Annotated in this window: 20 protein-coding genes; all 20 read left to right on the forward strand. The window is 43.0% G+C overall.

Going from position 1 to position 24,228, the window contains the following annotated elements; translation table 11 throughout:
* Nucleotides 1–214 precede the first annotated feature (214 nt).
* The 20 genes from uppS (at nucleotide 215) to L1611_RS12880 (ending at nucleotide 24,164) form a co-directional block, all read left to right on the forward strand.
* The gene (gene uppS, locus L1611_RS12785) at nucleotides 215–982 is read left to right on the forward strand and encodes an undecaprenyl pyrophosphate synthase (RefSeq protein ID WP_236313771.1); all 768 of its coding nucleotides are present in this window, start codon (nucleotides 215–217) and stop codon (nucleotides 980–982) included.
* Between the two features lie 15 nt (nucleotides 983–997).
* Nucleotides 998–1,795 carry a phosphatidate cytidylyltransferase gene (locus tag L1611_RS12790; RefSeq protein WP_236313773.1) on the forward strand — a complete coding sequence of 266 codons (798 nt, stop codon included), beginning with the start codon at nucleotides 998–1,000 and terminating at the stop codon, nucleotides 1,793–1,795.
* 22 nt (nucleotides 1,796–1,817) lie between these two features.
* Nucleotides 1,818–2,966: a 1-deoxy-D-xylulose-5-phosphate reductoisomerase gene (locus L1611_RS12795; RefSeq protein ID WP_236313774.1), complete on the forward strand. Its 1,149-nt coding sequence runs from the start codon at nucleotides 1,818–1,820 to the stop codon at nucleotides 2,964–2,966.
* A gap of 14 nt (nucleotides 2,967–2,980) precedes the next feature.
* Entirely contained in the window at nucleotides 2,981–4,243 is a 1,263-nt protein-coding gene (gene rseP, locus L1611_RS12800; RefSeq protein WP_236313781.1) for an RIP metalloprotease RseP, read from the forward strand.
* Nucleotides 4,244–4,515: 272 nt separating this feature from the next.
* Nucleotides 4,516–6,210, forward strand: a complete 1,695-nt coding sequence (locus tag L1611_RS12805; protein WP_236313783.1) for a proline--tRNA ligase — start codon at nucleotides 4,516–4,518, stop codon at nucleotides 6,208–6,210.
* A 128-nt stretch (nucleotides 6,211–6,338) separates the two neighbouring features.
* The gene (locus tag L1611_RS12810) at nucleotides 6,339–10,634 is read left to right on the forward strand and encodes a PolC-type DNA polymerase III (RefSeq protein WP_236313784.1); all 4,296 of its coding nucleotides are present in this window, start codon (nucleotides 6,339–6,341) and stop codon (nucleotides 10,632–10,634) included.
* Between the two features lie 234 nt (nucleotides 10,635–10,868).
* On the forward strand, nucleotides 10,869–11,339 hold the full coding sequence (gene rimP, locus L1611_RS12815; protein ID WP_225065579.1) for a ribosome maturation factor RimP: 471 nt from the start codon (nucleotides 10,869–10,871) through the stop codon (nucleotides 11,337–11,339).
* Between the two features lie 19 nt (nucleotides 11,340–11,358).
* The gene (gene nusA, locus L1611_RS12820) at nucleotides 11,359–12,465 is read left to right on the forward strand and encodes a transcription termination factor NusA (RefSeq protein ID WP_236313785.1); all 1,107 of its coding nucleotides are present in this window, start codon (nucleotides 11,359–11,361) and stop codon (nucleotides 12,463–12,465) included.
* Nucleotides 12,466–12,480: 15 nt separating this feature from the next.
* The gene (rnpM, locus tag L1611_RS12825) at nucleotides 12,481–12,753 is read left to right on the forward strand and encodes an RNase P modulator RnpM (RefSeq protein WP_236313786.1); all 273 of its coding nucleotides are present in this window, start codon (nucleotides 12,481–12,483) and stop codon (nucleotides 12,751–12,753) included.
* Entirely contained in the window at nucleotides 12,754–13,056 is a 303-nt protein-coding gene (locus L1611_RS12830; RefSeq protein WP_225065577.1) for a YlxQ family RNA-binding protein, read from the forward strand.
* 16 nt (nucleotides 13,057–13,072) lie between these two features.
* The gene (infB, locus tag L1611_RS12835) at nucleotides 13,073–15,466 is read left to right on the forward strand and encodes a translation initiation factor IF-2 (RefSeq protein ID WP_236313787.1); all 2,394 of its coding nucleotides are present in this window, start codon (nucleotides 13,073–13,075) and stop codon (nucleotides 15,464–15,466) included.
* Nucleotides 15,463–15,741: a DUF503 domain-containing protein gene (locus L1611_RS12840; protein WP_236313790.1), complete on the forward strand. Its 279-nt coding sequence runs from the start codon at nucleotides 15,463–15,465 to the stop codon at nucleotides 15,739–15,741. The genes infB and L1611_RS12840 overlap by 4 nt, the downstream gene beginning before the upstream one ends.
* A 40-nt stretch (nucleotides 15,742–15,781) precedes the next feature.
* On the forward strand, nucleotides 15,782–16,132 hold the full coding sequence (gene rbfA / locus L1611_RS12845; protein WP_236313792.1) for a 30S ribosome-binding factor RbfA: 351 nt from the start codon (nucleotides 15,782–15,784) through the stop codon (nucleotides 16,130–16,132).
* A gap of 409 nt (nucleotides 16,133–16,541) precedes the next feature.
* On the forward strand, nucleotides 16,542–17,471 hold the full coding sequence (gene truB, locus L1611_RS12850; RefSeq protein ID WP_236313793.1) for a tRNA pseudouridine(55) synthase TruB: 930 nt from the start codon (nucleotides 16,542–16,544) through the stop codon (nucleotides 17,469–17,471).
* Between the two features lie 8 nt (nucleotides 17,472–17,479).
* Nucleotides 17,480–18,424 carry a bifunctional riboflavin kinase/FAD synthetase gene (ribF, locus tag L1611_RS12855; RefSeq protein WP_236313795.1) on the forward strand — a complete coding sequence of 315 codons (945 nt, stop codon included), beginning with the start codon at nucleotides 17,480–17,482 and terminating at the stop codon, nucleotides 18,422–18,424.
* Between the two features lie 137 nt (nucleotides 18,425–18,561).
* On the forward strand, nucleotides 18,562–18,831 hold the full coding sequence (gene rpsO, locus L1611_RS12860; RefSeq protein ID WP_221564435.1) for a 30S ribosomal protein S15: 270 nt from the start codon (nucleotides 18,562–18,564) through the stop codon (nucleotides 18,829–18,831).
* A 176-nt stretch (nucleotides 18,832–19,007) separates the two neighbouring features.
* Nucleotides 19,008–21,113: a polyribonucleotide nucleotidyltransferase gene (gene pnp, locus L1611_RS12865; protein ID WP_236313797.1), complete on the forward strand. Its 2,106-nt coding sequence runs from the start codon at nucleotides 19,008–19,010 to the stop codon at nucleotides 21,111–21,113.
* 143 nt (nucleotides 21,114–21,256) lie between these two features.
* Entirely contained in the window at nucleotides 21,257–22,252 is a 996-nt protein-coding gene (locus L1611_RS12870) for a polysaccharide deacetylase family protein (protein WP_236313799.1), read from the forward strand.
* A 98-nt stretch (nucleotides 22,253–22,350) separates the two neighbouring features.
* Nucleotides 22,351–23,592, forward strand: a complete 1,242-nt coding sequence (locus L1611_RS12875; RefSeq protein ID WP_236313800.1) for a M16 family metallopeptidase — start codon at nucleotides 22,351–22,353, stop codon at nucleotides 23,590–23,592.
* A gap of 311 nt (nucleotides 23,593–23,903) precedes the next feature.
* A complete protein-coding gene (locus tag L1611_RS12880; RefSeq protein ID WP_225065567.1) occupies nucleotides 23,904–24,164 on the forward strand; it encodes a YlmC/YmxH family sporulation protein in 261 nt (86 codons plus the stop codon).
* Nucleotides 24,165–24,228 lie beyond the last annotated feature (64 nt).

Below are 24,228 nucleotides of genomic sequence, written 5' to 3' on the forward strand. Positions count from 1 at the left end.
CTGTCCCATAAGTGTCTTCTCTTACCGTTCCGAACAACATTTTGAGAAAAAGCGTGGTATTGATACAAAATGTTGTGTTGGTGGTGTCTGGCACTATTGCTTTGGGACAGCCTTTTTTGATACATAATGGCCTATTTTTCGTCTATAATGGAACATGACCATAAGAGGGCAATCCCTTTTGGTTGTTTGATTTATTCTCTCTGGGGGAGACTATATGTTAAATAAGCTTACGAACTTAACGAAAACTAAAAAAGTAACGACTGAAAACTTCGAACTCGATTTATCTCGTGTACCAAGCCACATTGCGGTCATCATGGATGGTAATGGACGTTGGGCCAGAAAACGAGGTTTGCCTAGAATCGCTGGTCATCGTGAAGGTATGAAAGTAGTCCGAAAGGTTGTTAAACGTGCAAACGAACTGGGCGTCAAAGCTTTGACCATGTATGCTTTTTCAACAGAAAATTGGAAGCGGCCGAAACCAGAAGTGGAATTCATCATGAAACTTCCTGAACAGTTTCTTATGGCCTACCTTCCAGAGCTGATTGAAGAAAACGTACGTGTCCGGATCATGGGAGAAAAAGAAGGCATTCCTTCCTATACACTTAAAGCTGTAAATGAAGCGATGGACAGGACGAAGGATAATGATGGACTTATCCTCAATTTCGCATTGAATTATGGGAGCCGCTATGAAATCACTTCGGGGGTTCGACAGCTTGCAAAGGAGATTGAGCAAGGAAAGATCAAATCTGATGATGTAACTGAGGAAGTGATCGGTTCTTACATGATGTCGAAAGAAGTTGGAGATCCAGAATTGTTGATCCGGACAAGCGGTGAAATGCGGTTGAGCAATTTCATGCTTTGGCAACTAGCATATACTGAGCTCTGGTTCACCGACGTGTATTGGCCAGACTTTTCGGCATCGGATTTAGACAAAGCCATTTATGATTTCCAAAATCGAGGCAGAAGGTTTGGTGGGGTATAACCCTAGGAGGCTTTTATGAAGGAACGTATTATCACAGGAGTTATTGCAGCGCTCGTTTTCTTACCTATCGTCTTTATTGGAGGGGTATTGTTCTATAGTGTAATGGCTTTGTTAGCTATTATCGGATTGAGAGAATTATTAAGGATGAGAGGGTTCAAGCTTCAACAGGTGCCAGGAATTATTTCTTTGTTCATGGTATTGATTCTTGTCATTCCTGATGGATTGTTGGATGTATCTTATGATCTTAACACATTAAAAATATTCGGGATCATAATCGTCCTTTATTCGTTGTTGACGTGGACAGTCATTACGAAGAATCAATTCACATTTCAAGATGTCAGCTTTGTCTTGACGGCTACCTTATATATAGGGGTTGGATTCCTTTATTTTAATGAAACGAGAGCGCTTGAAAATGGAATCAGGACGATTTTCTTTGTATTGTTTATCGTATGGGCGACAGACTCTGGTGCATACTTTTTCGGTAAATCAATCGGAAAACGCAAGCTCTGGCCGGTAATCAGTCCTAATAAGACGATCGAAGGTTCATTAGGGGGATTGTTATGCGCAGTCATTGTTGCAGTCGTATTCCAAATGGTCCTCCCAATCTATTCAACGATTATCTTAGCTGTAGTAGCAGCTGTTGTCATTGGTACCTTCGGACAAATCGGTGACCTGGTGGAGTCAGCATTCAAAAGACATTACGAAGTGAAGGATTCAGGTACATTACTACCTGGCCACGGTGGCATATTGGATCGATTCGACAGTATCTTGTTCGTTCTGCCGATTTTACATATCGTCCAGTTATTGTCGTAGTTGGTTTGGAATGGGGGAAAGTATGAAATATATAAGCATTTTAGGTGCTACTGGATCGATTGGTACACAGACATTCGAGGTCGTCAGGGCGCACCCGGAACAATTTAAGATAACATCATTTTCATTTGGAATGAACATTAAACTCGGGGTAGAATTGATTAAAGAATTCCAGCCTGACCATGTTTCTGTGGCGACAAAAGAATTAGCCGAAGAATTAAAAAGGACTATCAACCCTACTTGTCTCGTATATTATGGGGAAGAAGGTTTATTGGAAATTGCAACCGATCCCGCTTCAGATATTCTTGTGAATGCAGTGATGGGGAGCGTCGGGCTCGAACCGACGTTAGCAGCGATTGAAGAAGGAAAGACGATCGCGATTGCGAATAAAGAAACGCTTGTTACTGCCGGTCATATCGTGATGGATCGTGCGAGAAAGAAAAATGTAGATATCCTTCCGGTTGATAGTGAACATTCTGCTATCTATCAATGCTTGAAAGGTGAAGAGAAAAGAGAGATGTCGAGGTTGATTCTTACGGCTTCAGGGGGCAGCTTCAGGGATAGGTCCCGAGCTGACCTTCAGGGGGTGACGGTTGAAGAAGCACTCAATCATCCGAATTGGGCAATGGGGTCGAAAATCACCATCGATTCCGCGACGATGATGAATAAAGGTCTAGAAGTGATCGAAGCTCACTGGCTGTTTGATACGAAATATGAGGATATCGAAGTCGTCCTCCATCGTGAAAGTGTCATCCATTCTATGGTAGAATTTATAGACGGCAGTGTAATCGCCCATCTAGGAACACCTGATATGAAGGTTCCGATCCAATATGCGCTTTCTCATCCTTCAAGACTTGAATTACCTAGCGGAAAAAGGTTAAACTTAGTTGATATTGGAACCTTGCATTTTGAAAAAATGGATTTCGAACGGTTTCCATGTCTGAAATTCGCTTTTGCAGCAGGTAAGGCGGGTGGGACCACGCCGACTGTTTTAAATGCGTCCAATGAAACTGCAGTCGAAGCATTTTTGAAAGGTCGTATTGAGTTTCTAGAGATCGAAACCCTGATAGATAAGGCGCTGAACCAACACGAATCCATAAAAGAACCCTCTTTGGAAGAGATTCGTGAGGTGGACAATTCTTCGCGACGATTTGTACAATCCCTTATAGTGTAAAGGTGGTCACGTAAATGAGTACATTTATTTCGATTGTCATTATCTTTGGTGCTCTCGTATTTTTTCATGAACTAGGGCATCTGTTATTAGCAAAAAGGGCTGGAATATTATGCCGGGAATTTGCAATCGGTTTTGGTCCTAAGATTTTTTCGTCTAAAAAAGGTGAGACCTTGTATACGATCCGCCTTCTTCCACTTGGCGGGTTTGTACGCATGGCAGGGGAAGATCCGGAAGGAATCGAAATCAAACCAGGCAAACAGGTCGGATTGATTTTCGATCAAGAGGGAAAAGTCAAACAGATTATTGCCAATCAGCTTTCTCGCTATCCTGATGCCAAGGTGGTGACTGTCGAAAAGGCGGATATTGAGCATGACCTGGTTTTAAGAGGACATGTTAACGATGAACTTACCGAATCCTATCCGGTTCACCCTGAGGCAGAATTCATACAGGATGGTTTGCCAGTGCAAATCGCACCTTACAATCGCCAATTCGGTTCTAAATCTCTGATTGATCGTTTTCTAGCAATTTTCGCAGGGCCGTTGATGAATTTCTTGCTCGCATTCGTTTTATTAGCCGTCTATGCAATGACACAAGGGATCCCGGTGGATGAAGCACAATTAGGAAAACTTGATAAAGACGGAGCAGCCTATGAAGCAGGACTCCATGAGGGGGACCGTGTTCTCTCTGTTGATGGGGAGGCTGTCAATACTTGGGAAGAACTGGTCAAAGTCATCCAACAAAACCCGAATGAAGAAATGCAATTCACTATCCAGAGAGATGGGCAAACAGAAAAAGTGACAGTCACTCCTGATGAGAGGGAAACACAAGATGGAGAATCGAGTGAAGGCTACATCGGTGTCTATATGCCGACAGAAACTTCATTCCTCGGGTCATTACAATATGGAGTCCAGAAAACAGGCGAACTCACGGTATTGATCATACAGGCTTTAGGACAGCTTGTTACAGGTCAAATTTCTTTTGACAACCTGTCAGGTCCTGTAGGGATTTATAACTACACTGATCAAGCTGCAGAGGGAGGAGTCTTTGTTTTATTACAATGGGCTGCTTTCTTGAGTGTCAACCTTGGTATCTTCAACCTTTTGCCACTACCGGCACTTGACGGTGGAAGATTGACTTTTCTGGCAATCGAAGCTGTCCGAGGAAAGCCTTTGGACCCACAAAAAGAAGGTTTAGTCCACTTCATAGGATTTGCATTGTTGATGTTATTGATGATCGTAGTGACATGGAACGACATCCATAAGTTCTTCATCAATTAGAATGAACCGTAAAATACAAAACCTGGCTCATCCACATCACAGATGAGCCAGGTTTTTTCTTTCATTCTACCTTGAACTCTCTTGATTTTCAGCTCATTCGTGTGAAAAATCCTTTCACACGAATGAGCTGAAAATCAGTTACATTAATCCTTGTTTACTTATTTAACTTAAAACGGTTGATTTTTTAAGCATGTACCTTTTAAATGATAGTAGGTATGTATATGAAATCAACAAATAATCAGACGTAATTTATGAATGAAGAAGGTGCAGTGATGAGACAAAGCAATCTATATATCCCTACATTAAGGGAAGTCCCTTCAGATGCTGAAGCAATAAGTCACCAGTTGTTGGTTCGGGCTGGCTTTATCCGCCAAAGTGTTTCTGGAGTCTATTCCTTTTTGCCATTAGGCCGTAAAGTCCTTAGGAAGGTGGAAACCATCATCCGTGAAGAAATGGATCGTATCGGTTCACAAGAAGTATTGATGCCGGCTTTACAACCATCTGAGCTCTGGGAGGAATCCGGGAGATGGGAGACATATGGACCAGAATTGATGAGATTGAACGATCGCCATGACCGCAAGTTCGCATTAGGTGCTACACATGAAGAATTGATCACAAGCTTACTCCGAGATGAAGTGAAATCCTACAAACGCTTACCGATGGTCCTTTATCAAATTCAAGCGAAGTTCCGTGATGAAAAAAGGCCACGGTTCGGTCTTTTACGAGGCAGGGAGTTCATCATGAAGGATGCCTATTCCTTCGATGTCGGCCCAGATGGCCTGGACCGTAATTATGAAGCGATCTACAATGCCTATATGAATGTTTTCAACAGATGCGGTTTGAATTTCAGAGCAGTCATCGCTGATTCGGGTGCCATGGGAGGGAAGGATACCCATGAGTTCATGGTCCTTGCAGATATCGGGGAGGATACGATCGCTTATTCAGATCAATCCGAATTTGCAGCGAACATTGAAATGGCGCCTGTTAAAGAAACTTATACGAAAGACACTTCTCCTGTAAAGGAACGTATCAAAGTGGATACGGGAAACAAACGTACGATTTCTGAAGTTGCCGAATATCTCGATGTGGAACCACAAAAATGCATCAAATCACTGTTGTGGATGGTAGATGAAAAACCTGTTCTCGTCCTCTCCCGTGGTGATCATGAGATTAATGACATCAAGATCAAAAATGTCCTTGAAGCTGAAGTGGTCGAGTTGGCAACTGAAGTACGGACGAAAGAAATCATCGGCTGTGAAGTCGGATATATCGGACCAGTTGGTGTTCCGGAAGAAGTAAAAGTAATTGCCGATCATGCAGTAGCCTCTATCACCAATGGAGTATGCGGGGCTAATGAACCGGGTAAACATTATCAACACGTCAATCCTGATGCTGATTTTAATGTAGACCTATATGAAGACTTACGATTCATAAAGGAAGGTGATCCTTCTCCGGATGGAAAAGGAAAGATCGTCTTCGCAAAAGGAATCGAAGTTGGACATGTGTTCAAGTTGGGGACAAGATACAGTGAATCGATGAATGCCAGCATCCTTGATGAAAATGGTAAAGCGAAACCAATAACGATGGGGTCATATGGAATCGGAGTTTCCCGTATATTAGCAGCTGTTGTTGAACAAATGCACGACGAGGACGGGATGATTTGGCCTAAGTCACTATCTCCGTTCGACGTCCACCTCATTTGTGTCAATCCGAAAAATGAATCGCAATTTCAGCTTGGAGAAGACCTTTATGCTAAACTGAAGAATGATCGATTGGATATCCTTTATGATGACCGTAAAGAACGTGCTGGTGTCAAATTCACTGATGCTGATTTGATCGGGATATCAGTACAGGTCATTGTCGGGAAGCGTGCAGAAGAGGGGGTTGTCGAAGTGAAGAACCGACAGACTGGTGAAAAAGTAGAAAAGCATATTTCTGAACTTGAAAGGTATATTTCAAAGCTATAGAGATGTTCGACGGCCGGAAGGGACTGACGAGTATTCACAGTCAGTCCCTCCCTTTTTAACCTTACATATTCCGAAGGGTACATTACGAGCGTTGTGCCCTATCAATCGTTGAAAGGAGTCAAGATGAAATGGAGGACCTGGAAATTCGGAAACAACGATTATCCTTGTTACTTGAACAAATCGGCTTTCCTAAGGAGAAGCTCCCCTTTTTTGAAGAAGGGTATTTGAAAAAGCTCTCTATCCAAAAGGAACAGAAAAAATGGACCTTCCATATTTTCATTCCATCACTCTTACCCTATGATGCTTACCAATTATTTGAGACACTTTTGCAAAAAGCGTTCCATGCAATCGCAAACATAAATTGTGTCATCCATTGTGAACAAAAAGAAATCACCAATGAGCTTTTTGAAGGCTATTGGAGCCCATGTATTGAACAATTACAAGCCCAAAACCTTCCTGTGCTCGATATGCTTTCTGGGGAGCAGCCTGCTCTTGAAGGGAATAAAGTGATCGTAAGGGTCTCGAATGATGCCCAAGCTATGCTGTTTCAAAGAAAACTCGGTCCATCCCTGGGAACTGCATTCAAAAGATACGGTTTCCCCTCGCTAACATTTGAAACGAAAGTGGAACAGAATCAGGAAGATTATCAAAGATTCGTAGAGCAAAGGGAACAGGAAGATAAGACAAAAGTGATGGCTGCCTTGATGGAGAAAGAAAAAGCCGAGAAGAAACTTGAGAATGGCATCCGCGAAGAAAGATTGAAGATCGGATATGGGATAAAGGATGAACCAGTCCAGATCCAGTCCATTGTAGATGAGGAAAGGAAAATCACCGTTCAAGGGTATGTGTTTGACGCAGAGACACGAGAGTTGAGAAGCGGTCGTATGTTACTGACATTCAAAATAACGGATTATACTGATTCTCTCCTTATCAAAATGTTCTCCCGCGACAAGGAAGATATCCCCAAACTACAATCCCTGAAGAAGGGGATGTGGGTGAAAGCTCGTGGAGGTATACAAAATGATACGTTTGTAAGAGACCTTGTGATGATCGCAAATGATATCGAAGAGCTCCCACCGGTGGTCAAGAAGGATGAAGCACCAGATAATGAAAAACGGGTTGAGCTCCACCTTCATACACCGATGAGCCAGATGGATGCGATAAGCTCTACGTCTTCACTCGTCGAACAAGCAGCAAAATGGGGGCATCCTGCAGTAGCTATTACGGACCATGCAGTCGTCCAATCATACCCAGAAGCTTATTCGGCAGGAAAGAAGCATGGAATCAAAATTTTATATGGTCTCGAAGCGAATCTAGTAGACGATGGTGTTCCAATCGCTTATAATGACCAGCACCGACTCTTGCAAGATGAAACGTATACCGTTTTTGATGTGGAGACGACAGGTCTATCAGCCGTCTATAATAAAATCATTGAACTTGCAGCAGTGAAAATAAGAAACGGAGAAATCGTCGACCGTTTTGAATCGTTTGCCAATCCACACCACCCACTATCAGCAACAACGATTGAACTGACTGGGATTACTGATGATATGGTCAACAATGCTCCTGAGATCGAGGATGTGCTGAAGGATTTCCATACTTTCATTGAAGACTCGATTTTAGTTGCCCATAATGCCAGCTTTGATATGGGATTCCTGAATGTCGGCTTCCGGAATGTCGGTATCGGTAATGCAAACAATCCAGTCATCGATACACTCGAACTTGGCAGATTCCTATATCCAGAATTTAAAAACCATAGATTGAACACACTTTGTAAAAAGTTTGACATTGAATTGACTCAGCACCACCGGGCGATATATGATGCTGAAGCTACTGGATATCTGTTACTGAAAATGATCAAGGATAGCATCGAAAAGGGGATCACCTATCACGATGAATTCAATGATCATATGGGGGAGACCGGATTCGAACGGACTCGTCCCTCACATTGTATACTCCTGGCCAAAAACCAGGATGGCCTGAAAAATATCTACAGACTTGTGACCGAGTCCCATATCAACTATTTCTTTCGTACACCGCGGATTCCAAGGTCGAAGTTGAAGAAATACCGTGAAGGAATCCTTATCGGGTCGGGGTGTGACAAAGGTGAAGTCTTTGAAGGCATGATGCAGAAGTCGCCTGAAGAAGTGGAAGAAATCGCTAAATTTTATGATTATCTTGAAGTTCAGCCGATAGGAAACTATGAATATCTCATTGAAAAAGAACTTGTACAGAATGAACTAGCCCTAAAAGAAATCATAAAGAATATCGTCAAACTTGGAGACAAGCTAGACAAGCCGGTTGTAGCGACTGGAAATGTCCATTACCTCAATGAATCAGATAAAATATACCGTAAAATCCTCATCGGCAGCCAGGGGAATGCCAATCCGCTCAACCGCCAGAAGCTTCCTGATGTGCATTTCCGAACGACGGATGAAATGCTCGAAGAATTCGACTTCCTAGGGGAAGACGTTGCAAAGAAAATTGTCGTGGAAGCAACACGTGCAGTAGCCAGCAAAATCGAGGAAGTGAAGCCGATCCCAGATGATCTTTATACACCTAAAATCGAAGGAGCAGATGATGAAATCCGTAATATGAGTTATGGACGTGCTCGAGGCATCTATGGAGAAGAGCTTCCGAAATTGGTTGAAGACCGCCTGGAAAAAGAGCTTAAAAGTATTATCGGGCACGGATTTGCCGTCATATATCTGATATCTCAAAAACTTGTAAAGAAATCATTGAATGATGGCTATCTTGTCGGGTCACGTGGGTCGGTAGGTTCCTCATTCGTCGCGACGATGACGGAAATTACTGAGGTGAACCCCCTACCGCCGCATTATGTTTGTCCATCTTGTAAGCATTCTGTGTTTTTTGATGACGGGTCAATAGGATCTGGATTCGACCTGCCGGACAAACAATGTGAAAAATGCGGGGCTGACTATAGGAAAGATGGTCATGATATACCATTTGAAACATTCTTAGGATTTAAAGGCGATAAGGTTCCTGATATCGACCTCAATTTCTCAGGGGAGTATCAGCCACGGGCACACAATTACACGAAAGAGCTGTTCGGTGAGGGTTATGTATATCGTGCAGGGACGATCGGTACAGTTGCAGAGAAAACAGCATACGGTTATGTCAAAGGGTATGCATCGGATAATAATATCCATTATCGTTCAGCGGAGATCGATCGGCTTGTCGGTGGATGTACAGGTGTTAAAAGGACGACTGGACAGCATCCCGGTGGAATCATCGTCGTGCCGGATTACATGGATATTTTCGATTTTTGTCCGATCCAATTCCCTGCTGACGATAAAAACTCAGATTGGAAAACGACACACTTCGATTTCCACTCGATACATGACAACTTGCTGAAGCTCGATATTCTGGGGCACGATGATCCGACTGTCATCCGGATGCTCCAGGATTTGAGCGGGATCGATCCGAAGACGATTCCGACAGATGACGCAGATGTCATGAAACTGTTCAGCGGTACAGAGTCATTAGGGGTAACAGAGGACCAAATCATGTGTAAGACTGGAACATACGGAATCCCTGAGTTCGGTACACGTTTCGTAAGGCAAATGCTCGAAGAGACGAAACCGAGCACCTTCTCGGAACTGGTTCAAATTTCAGGGCTTTCCCACGGGACGGATGTATGGTTGAACAATGCGAATGAGTTGATTGCAAATGGAACATGTGAACTTAAAGATGTAATTGGCTGCCGTGACGATATCATGGTTTATCTCATTTATAAAGGGCTAGAACCTTCGCTTGCCTTCAAAATCATGGAATTCGTCCGTAAGGGTAAAGGCTTGCAGGATGAATGGATTGAAGAAATGAAGAAGAACGGTGTACCGGATTGGTATATTGAGTCTTGTAAAAAAATCAAGTACATGTTCCCGAAAGCCCATGCAGCCGCTTACGTCTTGATGGCTGTCCGGATCGCCTACTTCAAAGTGCATCATCCAATCCTCTTCTATGCTGCATATTTCACTGTACGTGCAGACGACTTTGATTTGGAAGTGATGGTGAGAGGGTCTGCCGCAATCCGTCATCGAATCGATGAAATCAACCAAAAGGGTCTGGATGCATCCCCTAAAGAAAAGAACTTGTTGACTGTCTTGGAGTTAGCCCTTGAAATGTGTGAACGAGGGCACAGCTTCCAAAAGGTTGACCTGTATCGGTCATCAGCCTCTGAATTCATCGTTGATGGCGATACATTGATACCACCGTTCAATGCAATTCCAGGACTTGGGACCAATGCTGCGATAAACATCGTAAAGGCTAGAGAGAACGGAGAATTCCTTTCAAAGGAAGATTTACAGCAACGAAGCAAGATTTCGAAAACCGTACTTCAATACTTGGAGGATCAAGGGTGCCTGGAAGGGCTCCCTGATGCAAACCAACTTTCATTGTTCTAGATTTTCGCATTGAGTGATCTTAAGCTTCCAGCGGGACAATCGTAAAGTCTTGTACTAAGTTGCAATGCTGATCACGTTTATGGTATATTGGAATTGGAAATACTAGTGAATAGGTCGTCGGAAGGAGTGGGTGCCAACCCACTCTTTCCTTTATGTATGATATCTTTTTTTCTAGATTATTCGGAAGTTATAAAGTTGAAGCCGAAAATGTCCCATGATAAAGGAGGGCCACTTATGAGTAAAAAGGTGAGTGAGATAACGGAAGACCTCGTCACACCTATCTTAGAATCCATGGACCTTGAACTGGTAGACGTGGAGTTTGTTAAAGAGGGGAAGAATTGGTTTTTAAGAGTATACATCGATAGTGAAGATGGTGTAGACATCGAAGAATGCGGCAAAGTAAGTGAACAATTGAGCGAGAAATTAGACGAAGTCGACCCGATCTCCCAGGCTTATTTCCTAGAGGTATCATCACCAGGTGTAGAAAGACCTTTGAAAAAGGATGCAGACCTTCATAAAGCAGTTGGGAAGCATGTGCATGTCAAGACTTACGAGCAGATTGACGGCCAAAAAGAATTCGAAGGTACGCTCACCGCATTTGATGGGGAAGAGCTGACTGTCGAAATTCGAATCAAGACAAGATTGAAGGAAATCAAGATTCCGTATGACAAAGTGGCAAACGCCCGGTTAGCGGTATCATTCTAATCCTAAGGGGGAGAGTCCAATGAGCGATTTAATGGATGCGTTGACAGTACTTGAGAAAGAAAAGGGAATCAGTAAAGACGTCATTGTAGAAGCGATTGAAGCCGCTCTGATTTCGGCATATAAACGGAATTTCCATCAAGCACAGAATGTCCGTGTTGATTTTAATCAGGACACGGGCAGTGTTAAAGTATTCGCAAGAAAAAATGTCGTGGAAACAGTCGAAGACAGCCGCTTGGAAATGTCAATCGACCAAGCAAAAGAAATCAGCCCACAATATGAAGAAGGGGACGTCGTCGAAATTGAAGTGACACCGAAAGATTTCGGGCGTATAGCAGCCCAGACAGCAAAGCAAGTCGTCACCCAAAGAGTTCGTGAAGCAGAACGCGGAATCATTTATTCTGAATTCATCGATCGTGAAGAAGATATTATCACAGGAGTCGTACAACGCCAGGATCACCGTTTCATGTATGTGGATCTAGGAAGGGTTGAAGCATTGTTGCCGACTACGGAACAAATTCAATCCGAGGCCTATAAGACGAATGACCGGATTAAAGTGTTCATAACGAAAGTCGAGAAAACGACTAAGGGACCTCAGATCATGGTTTCCAGAACACATCCAGGGCTATTGAAAAGACTATTTGAGCTAGAGGTACCTGAGATTTATGATGGAACAGTCGAAATAAAATCAATATCCCGTGAAGCCGGTGATCGTTCCAAAATTTCTGTACATGCAGAGGATCCTGAAGTAGATCCGGTGGGTTCTTGTGTAGGACCAAGAGGGCAGCGTGTCCAAACAATTGTGAATGAGCTTCATGGTGAAAAGATCGATATTGTAAGATGGTCAAAGGATCCGGTTGAATATGTGGCCAATGCACTCAGCCCTTCAAAGGTCCTTGAAGTCCAAGTGAAAGAAGAAGAGAAAATGACTCGTGTCATCGTTCCTGACTATCAACTTTCACTTGCAATCGGGAAGCGTGGTCAAAATGCTAGATTAGCTGCCAAGCTGACGGGTTGGAAAATCGATATCAAAAGTGAGACTGAAGCAATTGAAAAGGGCTTATACGATCCGAATAAACAACCTGAAGAGCCGGATTATGATGAATATGACGAAGAGCTGGAAGATTAAAAGGAGAGAGAAACGATGAAAAAGCGGAAAATACCGATGCGAAAATGTATAGCTTGCCAAGAAAACAAGCCGAAGAAAGAATTGATTCGCATTGTCCGTACTCCTGAAGGAGAAGTTTCGATAGATCTTACCGGTAAGAAGTCAGGCAGAGGAGCTTATATTTGCAACAAGATCTCCTGTTTTGAATTGGCACAAAAAAAGAAAGCATTCCAGAACCAACTATCTGTCCAAGTTTCTGATTCTGTATACGAAGAATTGAAAAATCAGGTCAGTCAACCGGGGAACTAGATGAAATCATCATGGAAATCATTGTTGGGCTTAGCGAATAGAGCCGGGAAATGTGTATCTGGTGAAGAGTTGGTAGTTAAAGAAATACGTCAACAACGTGCCAAAATGATCTTGCTTGCTGAAGATGCATCCGCCAATACAAGGAAAAAGCTGATAGATAAGTGTACTTACTATCAAGTTCCTTATTATATAGTTCCTGACAGAATCGAGTTAGGTAACGCAATTGGGAAAGAACAACGGGTAACCGTTGCCGTGATCGATAATGGCTTTGCGAAGAAATTGAAGAAATTGATCGATCAATAATTTCGGGGGTGACCAAATGAGTAAGATGCGCGTGTATGAATATGCGAAGAAACACAACATTCAAAGTAAAGATGTCATTCAAAAGTTGAAGACTATGAATATAGAAGTAACGAATCATATGTCGACAATCGAGGATGCTACGGTAAGTAAATTGGACGAAACGTTCAGTTCTAATCCGGGGCAAAAGAAAGGATCAAAACCGAATAACCCATCCAATAAACCTACGAAACAATCGGATAGTAAACCAAAAGGCAATAATTCGGACAACCGCAACCAGCAAAAGCCTGGAGATCGTCCAAACAACCGCGTTGGCAATAAAACAAACAATGATCCGAATAAACCAAATCGTAACAACAGCCCTAACAGCAATCGTAGCCAGAATCGTCCAGGAGGGCAAAACAGTCCAGGAGGGCAAAACAGTCCAGGAGGGCAGAACCGTCCAGGAGGGCAAAACAGTCCAGGAGGGCAGAACCGTCCAGGAGGGCAGAACCGTCCAGGAGGGCAGAACCGGCCAGGAGGGCAGAATCGCTCAGGAGGCCAAAACCGCCCAGGTGGCCAGAACCGCCCAGGAGGCCAGAACCGTCCAAAAGGAAAGAACAACCGTCCGGCTGGAAATCAACCACAGCAGCCGAAAAGGGAGCAACAGAAACCGAAGATGCCTGAAAAAATTACTTTTGAAGGTTCTTTGACGGTCGGTGAATTGGCGAAGAAACTGCACCTTGAATCCTCTGAAATCATCAAAAAGTTGATGGGGTTAGGTGTAATGGCAACAATCAACCAGGAACTTGACAAAGAAACGATCGAGCTGGTTGCAGCAGATTTCGAGGTTGAAGTTGAAGAGGAAATCATTATCGACGAAACGAACTTCGAACAAATTGAAATCGAAGAAGATGAAAATCTGCTCACGATCAGGCCGCCTGTCGTTACAATCATGGGGCACGTCGACCACGGAAAGACAACGTTGCTTGATTCCATCCGTAAAACGAAAGTGGCTGCAGGAGAAGCAGGTGGGATTACACAGCATATTGGTGCTTACCAAATTGAAGAGAACGGGAAGCCGATCACATTCCTTGATACACCAGGACACGCTGCATTCACGACGATGCGTGCTAGAGGTGCACAAGTAACGGATATCACCATTCTTGTAGTAGCTGCGGATGATGGTGTCATGCCTCAGACAGTTGAAGCGATCAACCATGCGAAAGCAGCAGAGGTGCCGATCATTGTTGCTGTGAACAAGATGGATAAAGAAGGTGCTAACCCTGATCGTGTCATGCAGGAATTGACAGAACATGAATTGATTCCTGAGGATTGGGGCGGCGATACGATTTTTGTTAAGCTCTCGGCTATCAGTGGAGAAGGAATCGATGAGCTTCTGGAAATGGTTCTTCTCGTAGCAGAAGTTGAAGAGCATAAGTCTAACCCTGATCGCTTCGCTAATGGTACGGTCATTGAGGCACAGCTGGACAAAGGCCGCGGCCCGGTGGCGACTCTTCTCGTACAAGGCGGAACACTCGAAATCGGGGATCCGATCGTTGTCGGTAATACGTATGGCCGTGTACGTGCGATGGTCAATGATCTTGGCCGGCGTGTCAAGAAGGCTGGACCATCCACTCCTGTCGAAATTACTGGTTTAAATGATGTGCCGAACGCAGGTGATCAGTTCAGAGTGTATAAAGATGAGAAAAAAGCTCGAGCAATCGGTGAAGCCCGTTCCAAAAGGCAAATCGAGCAGCAGCGTAAAGAGAGCTCGAAGCTCAACCTTGATGATCTGTTTGAACAAATCAAAGAGGGCGAGATCAAAGAAATCAACGTCATCCTCAAAGCCGACGTCCAAGGCTCAGTAGAAGCCCTTGCAAGCTCATTGAGAAAAATTGATGTTGAAGGTGTCAAAGTGAAAATCATCCACACTGGTGTAGGTGCGATTGCTGAATCTGACATCATCTTGGCCTCAGCTTCTAATGCGATCATCATTGGATTCAATGTTCGTCCGGATAATAATGCGAAACGTACTGCAGAAGCAGAAAAAGTGGATATCCGACTCCACCGCATCATCTACAATGTCATCGATGAAATCGAGTCTGCTATGAAAGGTATGCTCGATCCAGTCTACCAGGAGAAAGTGATTGGCCAAGTAGAGGTACGTACGACATTCAAAGTTTCAAAAGTAGGAACCATTGCCGGTTGTTATGTGACAGAAGGAAAAATCACACGTGATTCCGGAGTACGTCTTGTACGTGATGGTGTAGTCGTATTTGAAGGTACTGTCGATACACTGAAACGTTTTAAAGACGATGCCAAGGAAGTGGCTGCTGGTTATGAGTGTGGTATAACATTAGAGAAATTCAACGATATTAAAGAAGGCGACGTAATTGAAGCCTATGTTATGGAAGAGGTACAACCGAAATGATCGGGAGTTTGAAGTGTGAGTGTCATATTCATGATGCTCACTCTTTGAAAGAAAAACGTTCGGTAGTCAAAAAAGTGATTCAGCGTTTGAAACAGCAATTCAATGTGGCTGTAGCAGAAATGGACTATCACGATCTTTGGCAGCGATTTGAGATCGGGATTGTGACTATCTCGAAAGATAAGCAAATGGTCGAAAAGGAATTGCAGCAGGTAGTGAAATATATGGATCGGTTTGATGAATTTGAAGTTACGAATTATGATACCGAACTATTATAAGAAACCTTCGTCTTTAAATTGACTTAATGAGGTGTTTTTTATGAGCAATGTACGTGCTAATCGCGTAGCAGAGCAGATGAAAAAAGAACTTGGTGAAATAATTGGCCAAAAGATCAAAGATCCGAGGGTAGGATTTGTCACCGTTACTGCTGTTGAAGTGACTGGAGATCTTCAACAGGCAACAATCTTCATTTCTGTGTTCGGGGATGAAGAAGAGAAAGCGAATACCCTTGCTGGTCTTGCAAAAGCCACAGGATTTATCCGCTCGGAAATAGGAAAAAGGATCCGTTTAAGAAAAACGCCAGAAATTCTCTTCCAGTTTGACCATTCAATCGAATATGGCAATCGGATCGAGACGCTTTTGGATAAAATCAATGATAACAGAGAGTAAAGGTTAGAGGGATTGCCCCAGCATATCGGGTTCAATGCTTCCGATTGGACGATCAGCACAAGGATACATGATCGTTCACCATTCGGACTACGAACCGCTGGGCCAATCCCATTTTCCCTTTTATATGTTATAGATACCGTTCCATCATTCTACATAACAGATGATAAACGTGGATTTCTGTTTATTGGCGGACAGAGGAGGCCTTTTTTCCATAAAATCGCGCCATGTTCAGTAAAAGTAACGATGCGAGAGTCCTTATTTCCAGAAAAACAGTGGAATTCATTTACTTTTTACCTAAATAAAAGAACAGATGTGACGGATCCAAAAATGAAATTAGACGTTTTTCGTTTGATAATTAATATCTTGCAGCACCTAACCATAGGTCGTTGTCTGATAAGGATGTGTAAGTATGAAATCAACTGAAGATGGGATCATCCCTATACATAAACAGGCAGGCATGACTTCCCATGATTGTGTCGTCAAGCTCCGCAAAATGCTCCGTACCAAACGTGTTGGTCATACAGGTACACTGGATCCCGCTGTTTCAGGAGTCCTCCCGATCTGCATCAATCGGGCGACCAAAGTGGCTGAATATATGAGTGCATATGACAAGACTTATGAAGCTACGGTTTCTTTAGGGACTGCGACGACGACCGAAGATCAAACAGGGGATATCATCGAGTCTGCGGATGTCGGTCTTATAAGTACCGAGCAAGTCAGGTCCGTGTTGGAATCATTTGAGGGTGTAATCGAACAAGTTCCTCCAATGTATTCTGCTGTGAAGATCAAGGGTAAAAGGTTATATGAATATGCCCGGGAAGGAATTGAAGTTGAACGACCGTCGAGAAAGGTCAGGATCATTGTTCTGGAGCTTTTGGATGGTCCGCAACGTAATCATAATGACGGCAATACCGAGTTCAAAATTCGAGTAACTTGCAGTAAGGGAACTTACATCCGCACGTTGGCCGTTGATATTGGTAAAGCTCTTGGTTACCCAGCTCATATGGCATCCTTGATAAGGACACAGTCAGGACCATTTACACTAACCGAGGCTGTCACCTTGGAACATTTGGAGCAGATGATCATGGCAGATAAGTTGTCTGATGCACTAATGCCCATTGAGAAAGCTTTGAAGATTTTTCCTTCTGTGACCGTTTCAGACGAAATCGAAAAAAAGATCCTTAACGGAACGTTGCTTGAAGAGACAAAAGAACTTTCCAATCCAAGGACTGCCGTTTATAATGGACAAGGAGAGTGTCTTGCTATATACACTCCCCATCCTGAACGCCCAGGATGGGTCAAACCTGAGAAAGTACTTAAAATTCAAAACAGAACTTAGGTGGTAATTTGAAAACATATAAGGTTGACCATACCCAATTGGAACAATTGAAGGGTGCCCCGCCAACTGCAATGGCCATCGGATATTTTGATGGAATCCATTTAGGACACCAAAAAGTGATCAATACTGCAAAGCACATTGCAGATGATTCAGGGTTGGATTCAGCGGTCATGACGTTCGATCCCCACCCTTCTGTAGTCCTTGGCAGGGAACGGACCGAAAAAACACACATTACACCAATTGAAGATAAACGGTCTCTTATTAACGCGATGGGGATCGATCGGCTATATATCGTCAATTTCAGCAGATCATTCGCTTCCCTAACTCCACAGCAATTTGTCGATGATTTCATCATTGGTTTCAATGTCAAACATGTCATTGCGGGGTTTGATTTTTCATTTGGCAAAAAAGGTGAAGGGACGATGGAAACACTTCCGTTCCATTCAAGGAATCAATTCAAACATACAGTTGTAGAGAAGGTAGCTATAGATGGAGAAAAGGTCAGTTCCACATTGATCCGTTCATTAATCGAATCAGGGAAAGTGGAGCAGATTCCCAAATTTCTTGGTCGCACTTATTCGATCAGAGGAACGGTTGTCCATGGTGATCATCGGGGGAAAACGATCGGCTTTCCGACAGCCAATATCCAGCCTTCTGACACATATCAATTACCACAGACAGGTGTTTATGCTGTCCGTATGCAAGTGAATGGCGAATGGTACGAGGGAGTCTGCAATGTTGGATATAAACCGACCTTCAATGAGGTAAATCCCGATCTCCCAACCGTGGAAATCCATTTGTTTTCATTTGATGCTTCCATTTATGGGGAGGATGTCAAGGTAGAATGGTGTCATCACATCCGGCACGAAAAGAGATTTTCCTCAATTGATGAATTAAAAGGACAAATTTCCAAGGATATCGAGGAAGCAACACAAATCTTTCACAAAACATGAATGGTCTTGGCTTGCAATTAGACTTGAAAAGCGTTATTCTTGTATTTGTACAAATTGTACAGAACCGCTTCTTGGCACAACGATTCACCGACGTTTGCTAGGGAGATCGGGGATTACTAGAAAAGGAGGTGAAAAGGATGGCTATTTCACAAGAACGTAAAAACGATTTGATCGCTGAGTACAAGACCCATGATAACGATACAGGGTCTCCAGAAGTACAGATTGCTATCCTGACTGAGCAAATTAACGAATTGAACGATCACTTACGTACACACAAGAAAGATCACCACTCTCGTCGTGGTCTGTTGAAGATGGTTGGTAAGCGACGTAATTTGTTGACGTACTTACGTAAGAAAGATGTTACACGTTACCGTACTCTTATTAACAAACTAGGTTTACGTCGATAGTTCATCAAAAAGCGGGGATTATACCCGCTTTTTTATTAGCTTTAAAAACCTGGTGATACATATTCATGTTCGAATACACATGGATGGATTTATAAGCTTTTTGAATATATATTTTTGGGTTATACTAGAACAAGACAACCAATAATTTTGTAAGTTTGAGAGGAGTTCTCTGAGAAATGGAGCAAAACAAGCATGTTTATTCTATCGATTGGGCAGGGCGTAAGCTGACCCTTGAGACTGGAAAATTAGCTAAACAGGCTAACGGCGCAGTTATGGTCCGCTATGGTGACACAGCGGTTCTTTCAACTGCTACAGCCTCAAAAGAACCTAAAAATCTTAGCTTCTTCCCACTGACAGTCAATTATGAAGAACGATTATACGCGGTCGGTAAAATTCCTGGTGGTTTCATCAAACGTGAAGGAAGACCAAGTGAGAAAGCGACCCTTGCTTCCCGTCTGATTGACCGTCCGATCCGCCCATTATTCGCTGATGGATTCAGAAATGAAGTTCAAGTCGTCAGTACGGTAATGAGTGTCGATCAGGACTGTTCATCAGAGATGGCTGCCATGTTCGGATCGTCACTTGCATTGACGATTTCAGACATTCCGTTCGAAGGACCGATTGCCGGAGTGACAGTTGGCCGAATCAATGGCGAATTCGTCATCAATCCGACTGTAGACCAAAAGGAACAAAGTGATATCAATCTTGTTGTAGCAGGTACGAAATATGCAATCAACATGGTTGAAGCAGGAGCACAAGAGGTTCCTGAAGAAGTGATGCTTGAAGGAATCATGTTCGGCCATGAGGAAATCAAACGTCTGATTGCCTTTCAGGAAAAGATTGCCGAAGAGATCGGTAAAGAAAAAATGGATGTACAGCTCCACAGGCATGATCCTGAACTTACTGAAGAAGTAAGTGCTCAATTTATCGATGAAGTGAAGGAAGCTGTAAAAGTAGTTGAAAAACATGCTCGACGAAACGTATTGGATTCGATCAACGAAAAAGTCCTCGCTCAATATGAAGAAGACGAAGAAAAAGCAGTTGAAGCGAAAGAGATCTTACAAACACTCATTAAACAAGAGGTCCGTAGACTCATTTTGAAAGACAAAATGCGTCCGGATGGCCGTAAGATTGACGAAATCCGTCCGCTCTCATCCGAGGTTGGCTTATTACCAAGGACTCACGGATCCGGTTTGTTCACCCGTGGTCAGACGCAAGCCCTCAGTATATGCACGTTAGGGGCACTTGGGGATGTACAAGTTCTGGATGGACTTGACATGGAAGAATCCAAACGATTCATGCATCATTACAACTTCCCGCCATTCAGTGTAGGGGAAACTGGATTCATGCGGGGACCTGGCCGCCGTGAAATCGGTCATGGTGCCTTAGGTGAACGTGCACTTGAAGTTGTTATTCCTACTGAAGAGGAGTTTCCTTATACGATCCGTTTAGTGAGTGAAGTTTTGGAATCCAACGGATCAACCTCACAAGCAAGCATTTGTGCGAGTACGCTTGCGATGATGGACGCAGGTATTCCAATCAAAGCACCTGTTGCGGGGATTGCGATGGGCCTTATCAGTGATGGAGAAGATGTCACAGTACTTACAGACATCCAAGGTATGGAAGATCATTTAGGTGATATGGACTTTAAAGTGGCAGGAACCAAGCAAGGCGTAACGGCGCTGCAAATGGATATCAAGATTTCCGGAATTAACCAGGAGATTTTGCAGGAAGCCTTATTCCAGGCAAAAGAAGGCCGTATGAAAATCTTGGATTCTATGCTGAGCACATTGGCTGAACCGAGAACAGAGCTTTCTTCCTATGCACCCAAGATTCTTACGATGAAAATCAAGGCAGATAAAATCCGTGATGTCATCGGACCAAGTGGTAAGATTATCAACAAGATCATCGAAGAGACAGGGGTCAAAATTGATATCGAGCAAGATGGAACCATTTTCATTGCTTCTACGGATGAATCTATGAACCGAAAAGCGAAAGAAACGATTGAAGATATTGTACGTGAAGTGGAAGTAGGAGAGATTTACCTCGGGAAAGTGAAACGAATTGAAAAGTTTGGAGCATTCGTTGAATTGTTCAGCGGAAAAGATGGCCTCGTCCATATTTCCGAGCTTGCATTGGAGCGTATTCCGAAAGTGGAAGATGTCGTCAAGCTTGGGGATGAAATATTGGTCAAAGTCACCGAAATCGATAACCAAGGCCGGGTAAACCTTTCCAGAAAAGCTGTATTGAAAGAGCAGAAGAAAGAACAAGAACAGAAGTGAGAGACGGATTAGATTGATCCGCCTCTTTTTTTAACTCTCCATTTTCCCATCTCCTTCAAATCACCGTCAATATTTACATCTTTCAAACGTTCTACCCTGTCCCAACCAAACATACGTTAACTATTGAAAGGGGTAGATCGTAAATGGAAGGATACAAGACCATCATCATTTCAGCATCAATCTTATTAATTGCCTATATAAGTGTCCAGAACCCGCTTTCACATCGTTATATCTCCACACTGAAAAACGACGGTTTCACAGCTGCGACGGTTACTGATTCGAAAGCAGGTCCATTACTCGACCAGATCAAAATTTATGCAAGCGAACATGATATCGAGCCAGTGGATGCCCGGATCGACCCTGTCTGGAAATCGATTCCCGGTTATAACGGCCTTTCAGTTGACATCGAGGCATCTTATGAGCGGATGAAAAAGAAAAAGGCATTCGACGAATCCTTGATTGTATATAAACAAACAAAACCTGAAATTTCATTGGAAGACCTTCCTCCCTCTCCGATCTATAAAGGAAACCCGGAAAAACCTATGGTCACTTTTCTTGTCAATGTCGCATGGGGAAATGAACACCTGCCTGAAATTCTTGCGACGATGAGAAAGCACAAAATTCATACGACGTTCTTCCTGGATGGTTCATGGGTCAAGAAAAACCAGGAACTAGCGAAAGTCATTTTTGATGAGGGGCATGAAATCGGAAATCATGCGTACTCACACCCGGACATGAAGACTCTGACGAACCAGAGGATCAAGGATGAAATCCATAAGACGAATGATATCATCCAAAGTACATTGGAGGTGACACCAACATGGTTCGCTCCACCAAGCGGGAGTTACCGGATGGACGTGGTCAAGATTGCATCCTCTATGAATATGTACACCATTCTTTGGTCTCTAGATACAATAGATTGGAGAAAACCGGATCCAACTAAAATGGCGAACCGTGTGGTGAATAAAATACATCCAGGTGCCATGGTACTGATGCATCCTACTTCATCAACGGCAAAAGGCCTAGAACAAATGATACAAGGGATTCGGGCGAAGGGTTACTCAATTGGCACAGTGTCACAGCTGATGAGTGAAAAGAGACTGGTGAAAGCTGATAAGCTGGGGGAGGCTGACAAATAATTGTCGAATAAAGGCTTAAATGGTATAGTGGTTTTAGATAAAGTAAGTACCAAAATACCTACATAATTTGCCTGTTTGACAATTTAGGAGGAAATAGTTTGATAACAAAACATACGTGTAAGAATGGCGTACGAATTGTAACAGAAAACATTCCTAGTGTGAGGTCAGTTGCAATCGGCATTTGGATCGGCACAGGATCCCGTTTTGAGGACAAAGACAATAATGGTATTTCGCACTTCTTGGAGCATATGTTCTTCAAAGGCACGAAAACCAGAAGTGCAAGAGAAATTGCAGAATCATTTGACAGCATCGGGGGGCAAGTGAACGCCTTCACTTCAAAAGAGTATACATGTTATTACGCAAAAGTATTAGATAATCATGCCTCGCATGCATTAGAAACACTTTCGGATATGTTTTTCAATTCCACTTTCGATGAAGACGAACTTTTAAAAGAAAAGAATGTGGTGCTTGAAGAAATAAAAATGTACGAAGACACGCCTGATGACATCGTTCATGACTTGTTGAGCCAGGCGACATATAGTCATCATCCTCTCGCATATCCGATTCTAGGAACTGAAGATACGCTGAGTAAATTCAACGGTGATACACTAAGAGCTTATATGGATGGGTTCTATATACCTGACAACGTCGTCATATCAGTTGCAGGGAATGTCGACGATTCATTCATACAGGAAATTGAAAGACATTTCGGAGGCTTCACCTCCTCCAACAAGAAACCTGTGGCTCAGAAACCTGCATTCTATACGGAAAAGAAAGTACGGAAGAAGGATACAGAACAGGCTCACCTTTGCATCGGATTTGAAGGTTTACCTGTTGGAGATCAAAGCATTTTCGATTTGATCATCATCAACAATATTTTCGGGGGAAGCATGAGCAGCCGTTTATTTCAAGAAGTAAGAGAGCAGCGGGGACTTGCCTATTCTGTATTTTCCTATCATTCCGCACATTTGGATACAGGAGTTTTCAATATTTACGCTGGAACGGCTCCGGGACAGTTAGATGAAGTATACGATACGATTTCAAATATCATCCGGACCTTAAAAGATGAGGGTGTTACTGAAAAAGAAGTTGCCAACAGCAAGGAGCAGATTAAAGGGAGTCTCATGCTTAGCTTGGAGAGCACGAACAGTCGTATGAGCAGAAATGGAAAACATGAATTGTTGTTGAGGAAGCATCGATCTTTAGATGAAATCTTACAAAGCATAGATGCCGTTACTAAAGTGAATGTCGATCAGCTTATCCGACGAATTTTCACAGACGATTTTTCCAGCTCACTTATCAGTCCAAAAGGGCAATTCCCAAAAAAATTTCCGAATTAATTTCAAAATGGGGCGACTCTGAACAGGGTCACCTCATTTTCTATTCGGTATTAAACGTTCATGTTGAGTTCATTAATAAGGCAACTTAGGATTTTTAGTGAAATTTGCATCACTCATACGGAAAAGCGAAACAGGCAAGGTCGTACAGCGAAGAACGGGGGAGGAGATTTCCGGATCGCCGTCGGAAAGGAAATGGATTTTGGATCTTGATCACAACTATTCCTGTATCAAGTTTCTCTCAATATTTGTGGATTGCTCCTTCTATCGGGACATATAAATAGAATGATAAGCAAATTAGGAGGGAAAGGGATATGAGATTAAGTGAAATCCTGGGGAAAGAGATCATCGATTATACAAAAGGCGAGAAGCTTGGGGTCTTATCTTATGCAGAGTTCATCATTGACGAGGAAGCAGGATATATACATATGCTGGAAATTCCGTTAACTGAATGGAATGGGTTGCGGAAAAGGAAATCAATCATACAATTTAAATGGAATAAAATTTATCGAGTGGGTGAAGAAACCATTCTAGTGGATCCTTCACAAGCGGATGTCCAAACCGAATTTAAATAATCACCATGAAAGTATATTCTTCATATGATGTTGGAGAATCAGCGCACTCAAGAATAATTATTCC

This window comes from Pseudalkalibacillus salsuginis (assembly GCF_021646685.1).
GTDB classification, from domain to species: domain Bacteria; phylum Bacillota; class Bacilli; order Bacillales; family Fictibacillaceae; genus Pseudalkalibacillus; species Pseudalkalibacillus salsuginis.

What these genes read in the sequence shown, in the direction of transcription:
- L1611_RS12795 (WP_236313774.1), top strand. Translation starts at nt 1,818, where the DNA reads ATGAAATATATAAGCATTTTAGGTGCTACTGGATCGATTGGTACACAG.
- nusA (WP_236313785.1), top strand. Translation starts at nt 11,359, where the DNA reads ATGAGCGATTTAATGGATGCGTTGACAGTACTTGAGAAAGAAAAGGGA.
- L1611_RS12880 (WP_225065567.1), top strand. Translation starts at nt 23,904, where the DNA reads ATGAGATTAAGTGAAATCCTGGGGAAAGAGATCATCGATTATACAAAA.
- uppS (WP_236313771.1), top strand. Translation starts at nt 215, where the DNA reads ATGTTAAATAAGCTTACGAACTTAACGAAAACTAAAAAAGTAACGACT.
- L1611_RS12840 (WP_236313790.1), top strand. Translation starts at nt 15,463, where the DNA reads ATGATCGGGAGTTTGAAGTGTGAGTGTCATATTCATGATGCTCACTCT.
- rbfA (WP_236313792.1), top strand. Translation starts at nt 15,782, where the DNA reads ATGAGCAATGTACGTGCTAATCGCGTAGCAGAGCAGATGAAAAAAGAA.
- pnp (WP_236313797.1), top strand. Translation starts at nt 19,008, where the DNA reads ATGGAGCAAAACAAGCATGTTTATTCTATCGATTGGGCAGGGCGTAAG.
- rpsO (WP_221564435.1), top strand. Translation starts at nt 18,562, where the DNA reads ATGGCTATTTCACAAGAACGTAAAAACGATTTGATCGCTGAGTACAAG.
- L1611_RS12810 (WP_236313784.1), top strand. Translation starts at nt 6,339, where the DNA reads ATGGAGGACCTGGAAATTCGGAAACAACGATTATCCTTGTTACTTGAA.
- rimP (WP_225065579.1), top strand. Translation starts at nt 10,869, where the DNA reads ATGAGTAAAAAGGTGAGTGAGATAACGGAAGACCTCGTCACACCTATC.
- rseP (WP_236313781.1), top strand. Translation starts at nt 2,981, where the DNA reads ATGAGTACATTTATTTCGATTGTCATTATCTTTGGTGCTCTCGTATTT.
- infB (WP_236313787.1), top strand. Translation starts at nt 13,073, where the DNA reads ATGAGTAAGATGCGCGTGTATGAATATGCGAAGAAACACAACATTCAA.
- L1611_RS12790 (WP_236313773.1), top strand. Translation starts at nt 998, where the DNA reads ATGAAGGAACGTATTATCACAGGAGTTATTGCAGCGCTCGTTTTCTTA.
- L1611_RS12870 (WP_236313799.1), top strand. Translation starts at nt 21,257, where the DNA reads ATGGAAGGATACAAGACCATCATCATTTCAGCATCAATCTTATTAATT.
- rnpM (WP_236313786.1), top strand. Translation starts at nt 12,481, where the DNA reads ATGAAAAAGCGGAAAATACCGATGCGAAAATGTATAGCTTGCCAAGAA.
- truB (WP_236313793.1), top strand. Translation starts at nt 16,542, where the DNA reads ATGAAATCAACTGAAGATGGGATCATCCCTATACATAAACAGGCAGGC.
- L1611_RS12830 (WP_225065577.1), top strand. Translation starts at nt 12,754, where the DNA reads ATGAAATCATCATGGAAATCATTGTTGGGCTTAGCGAATAGAGCCGGG.
- L1611_RS12805 (WP_236313783.1), top strand. Translation starts at nt 4,516, where the DNA reads ATGAGACAAAGCAATCTATATATCCCTACATTAAGGGAAGTCCCTTCA.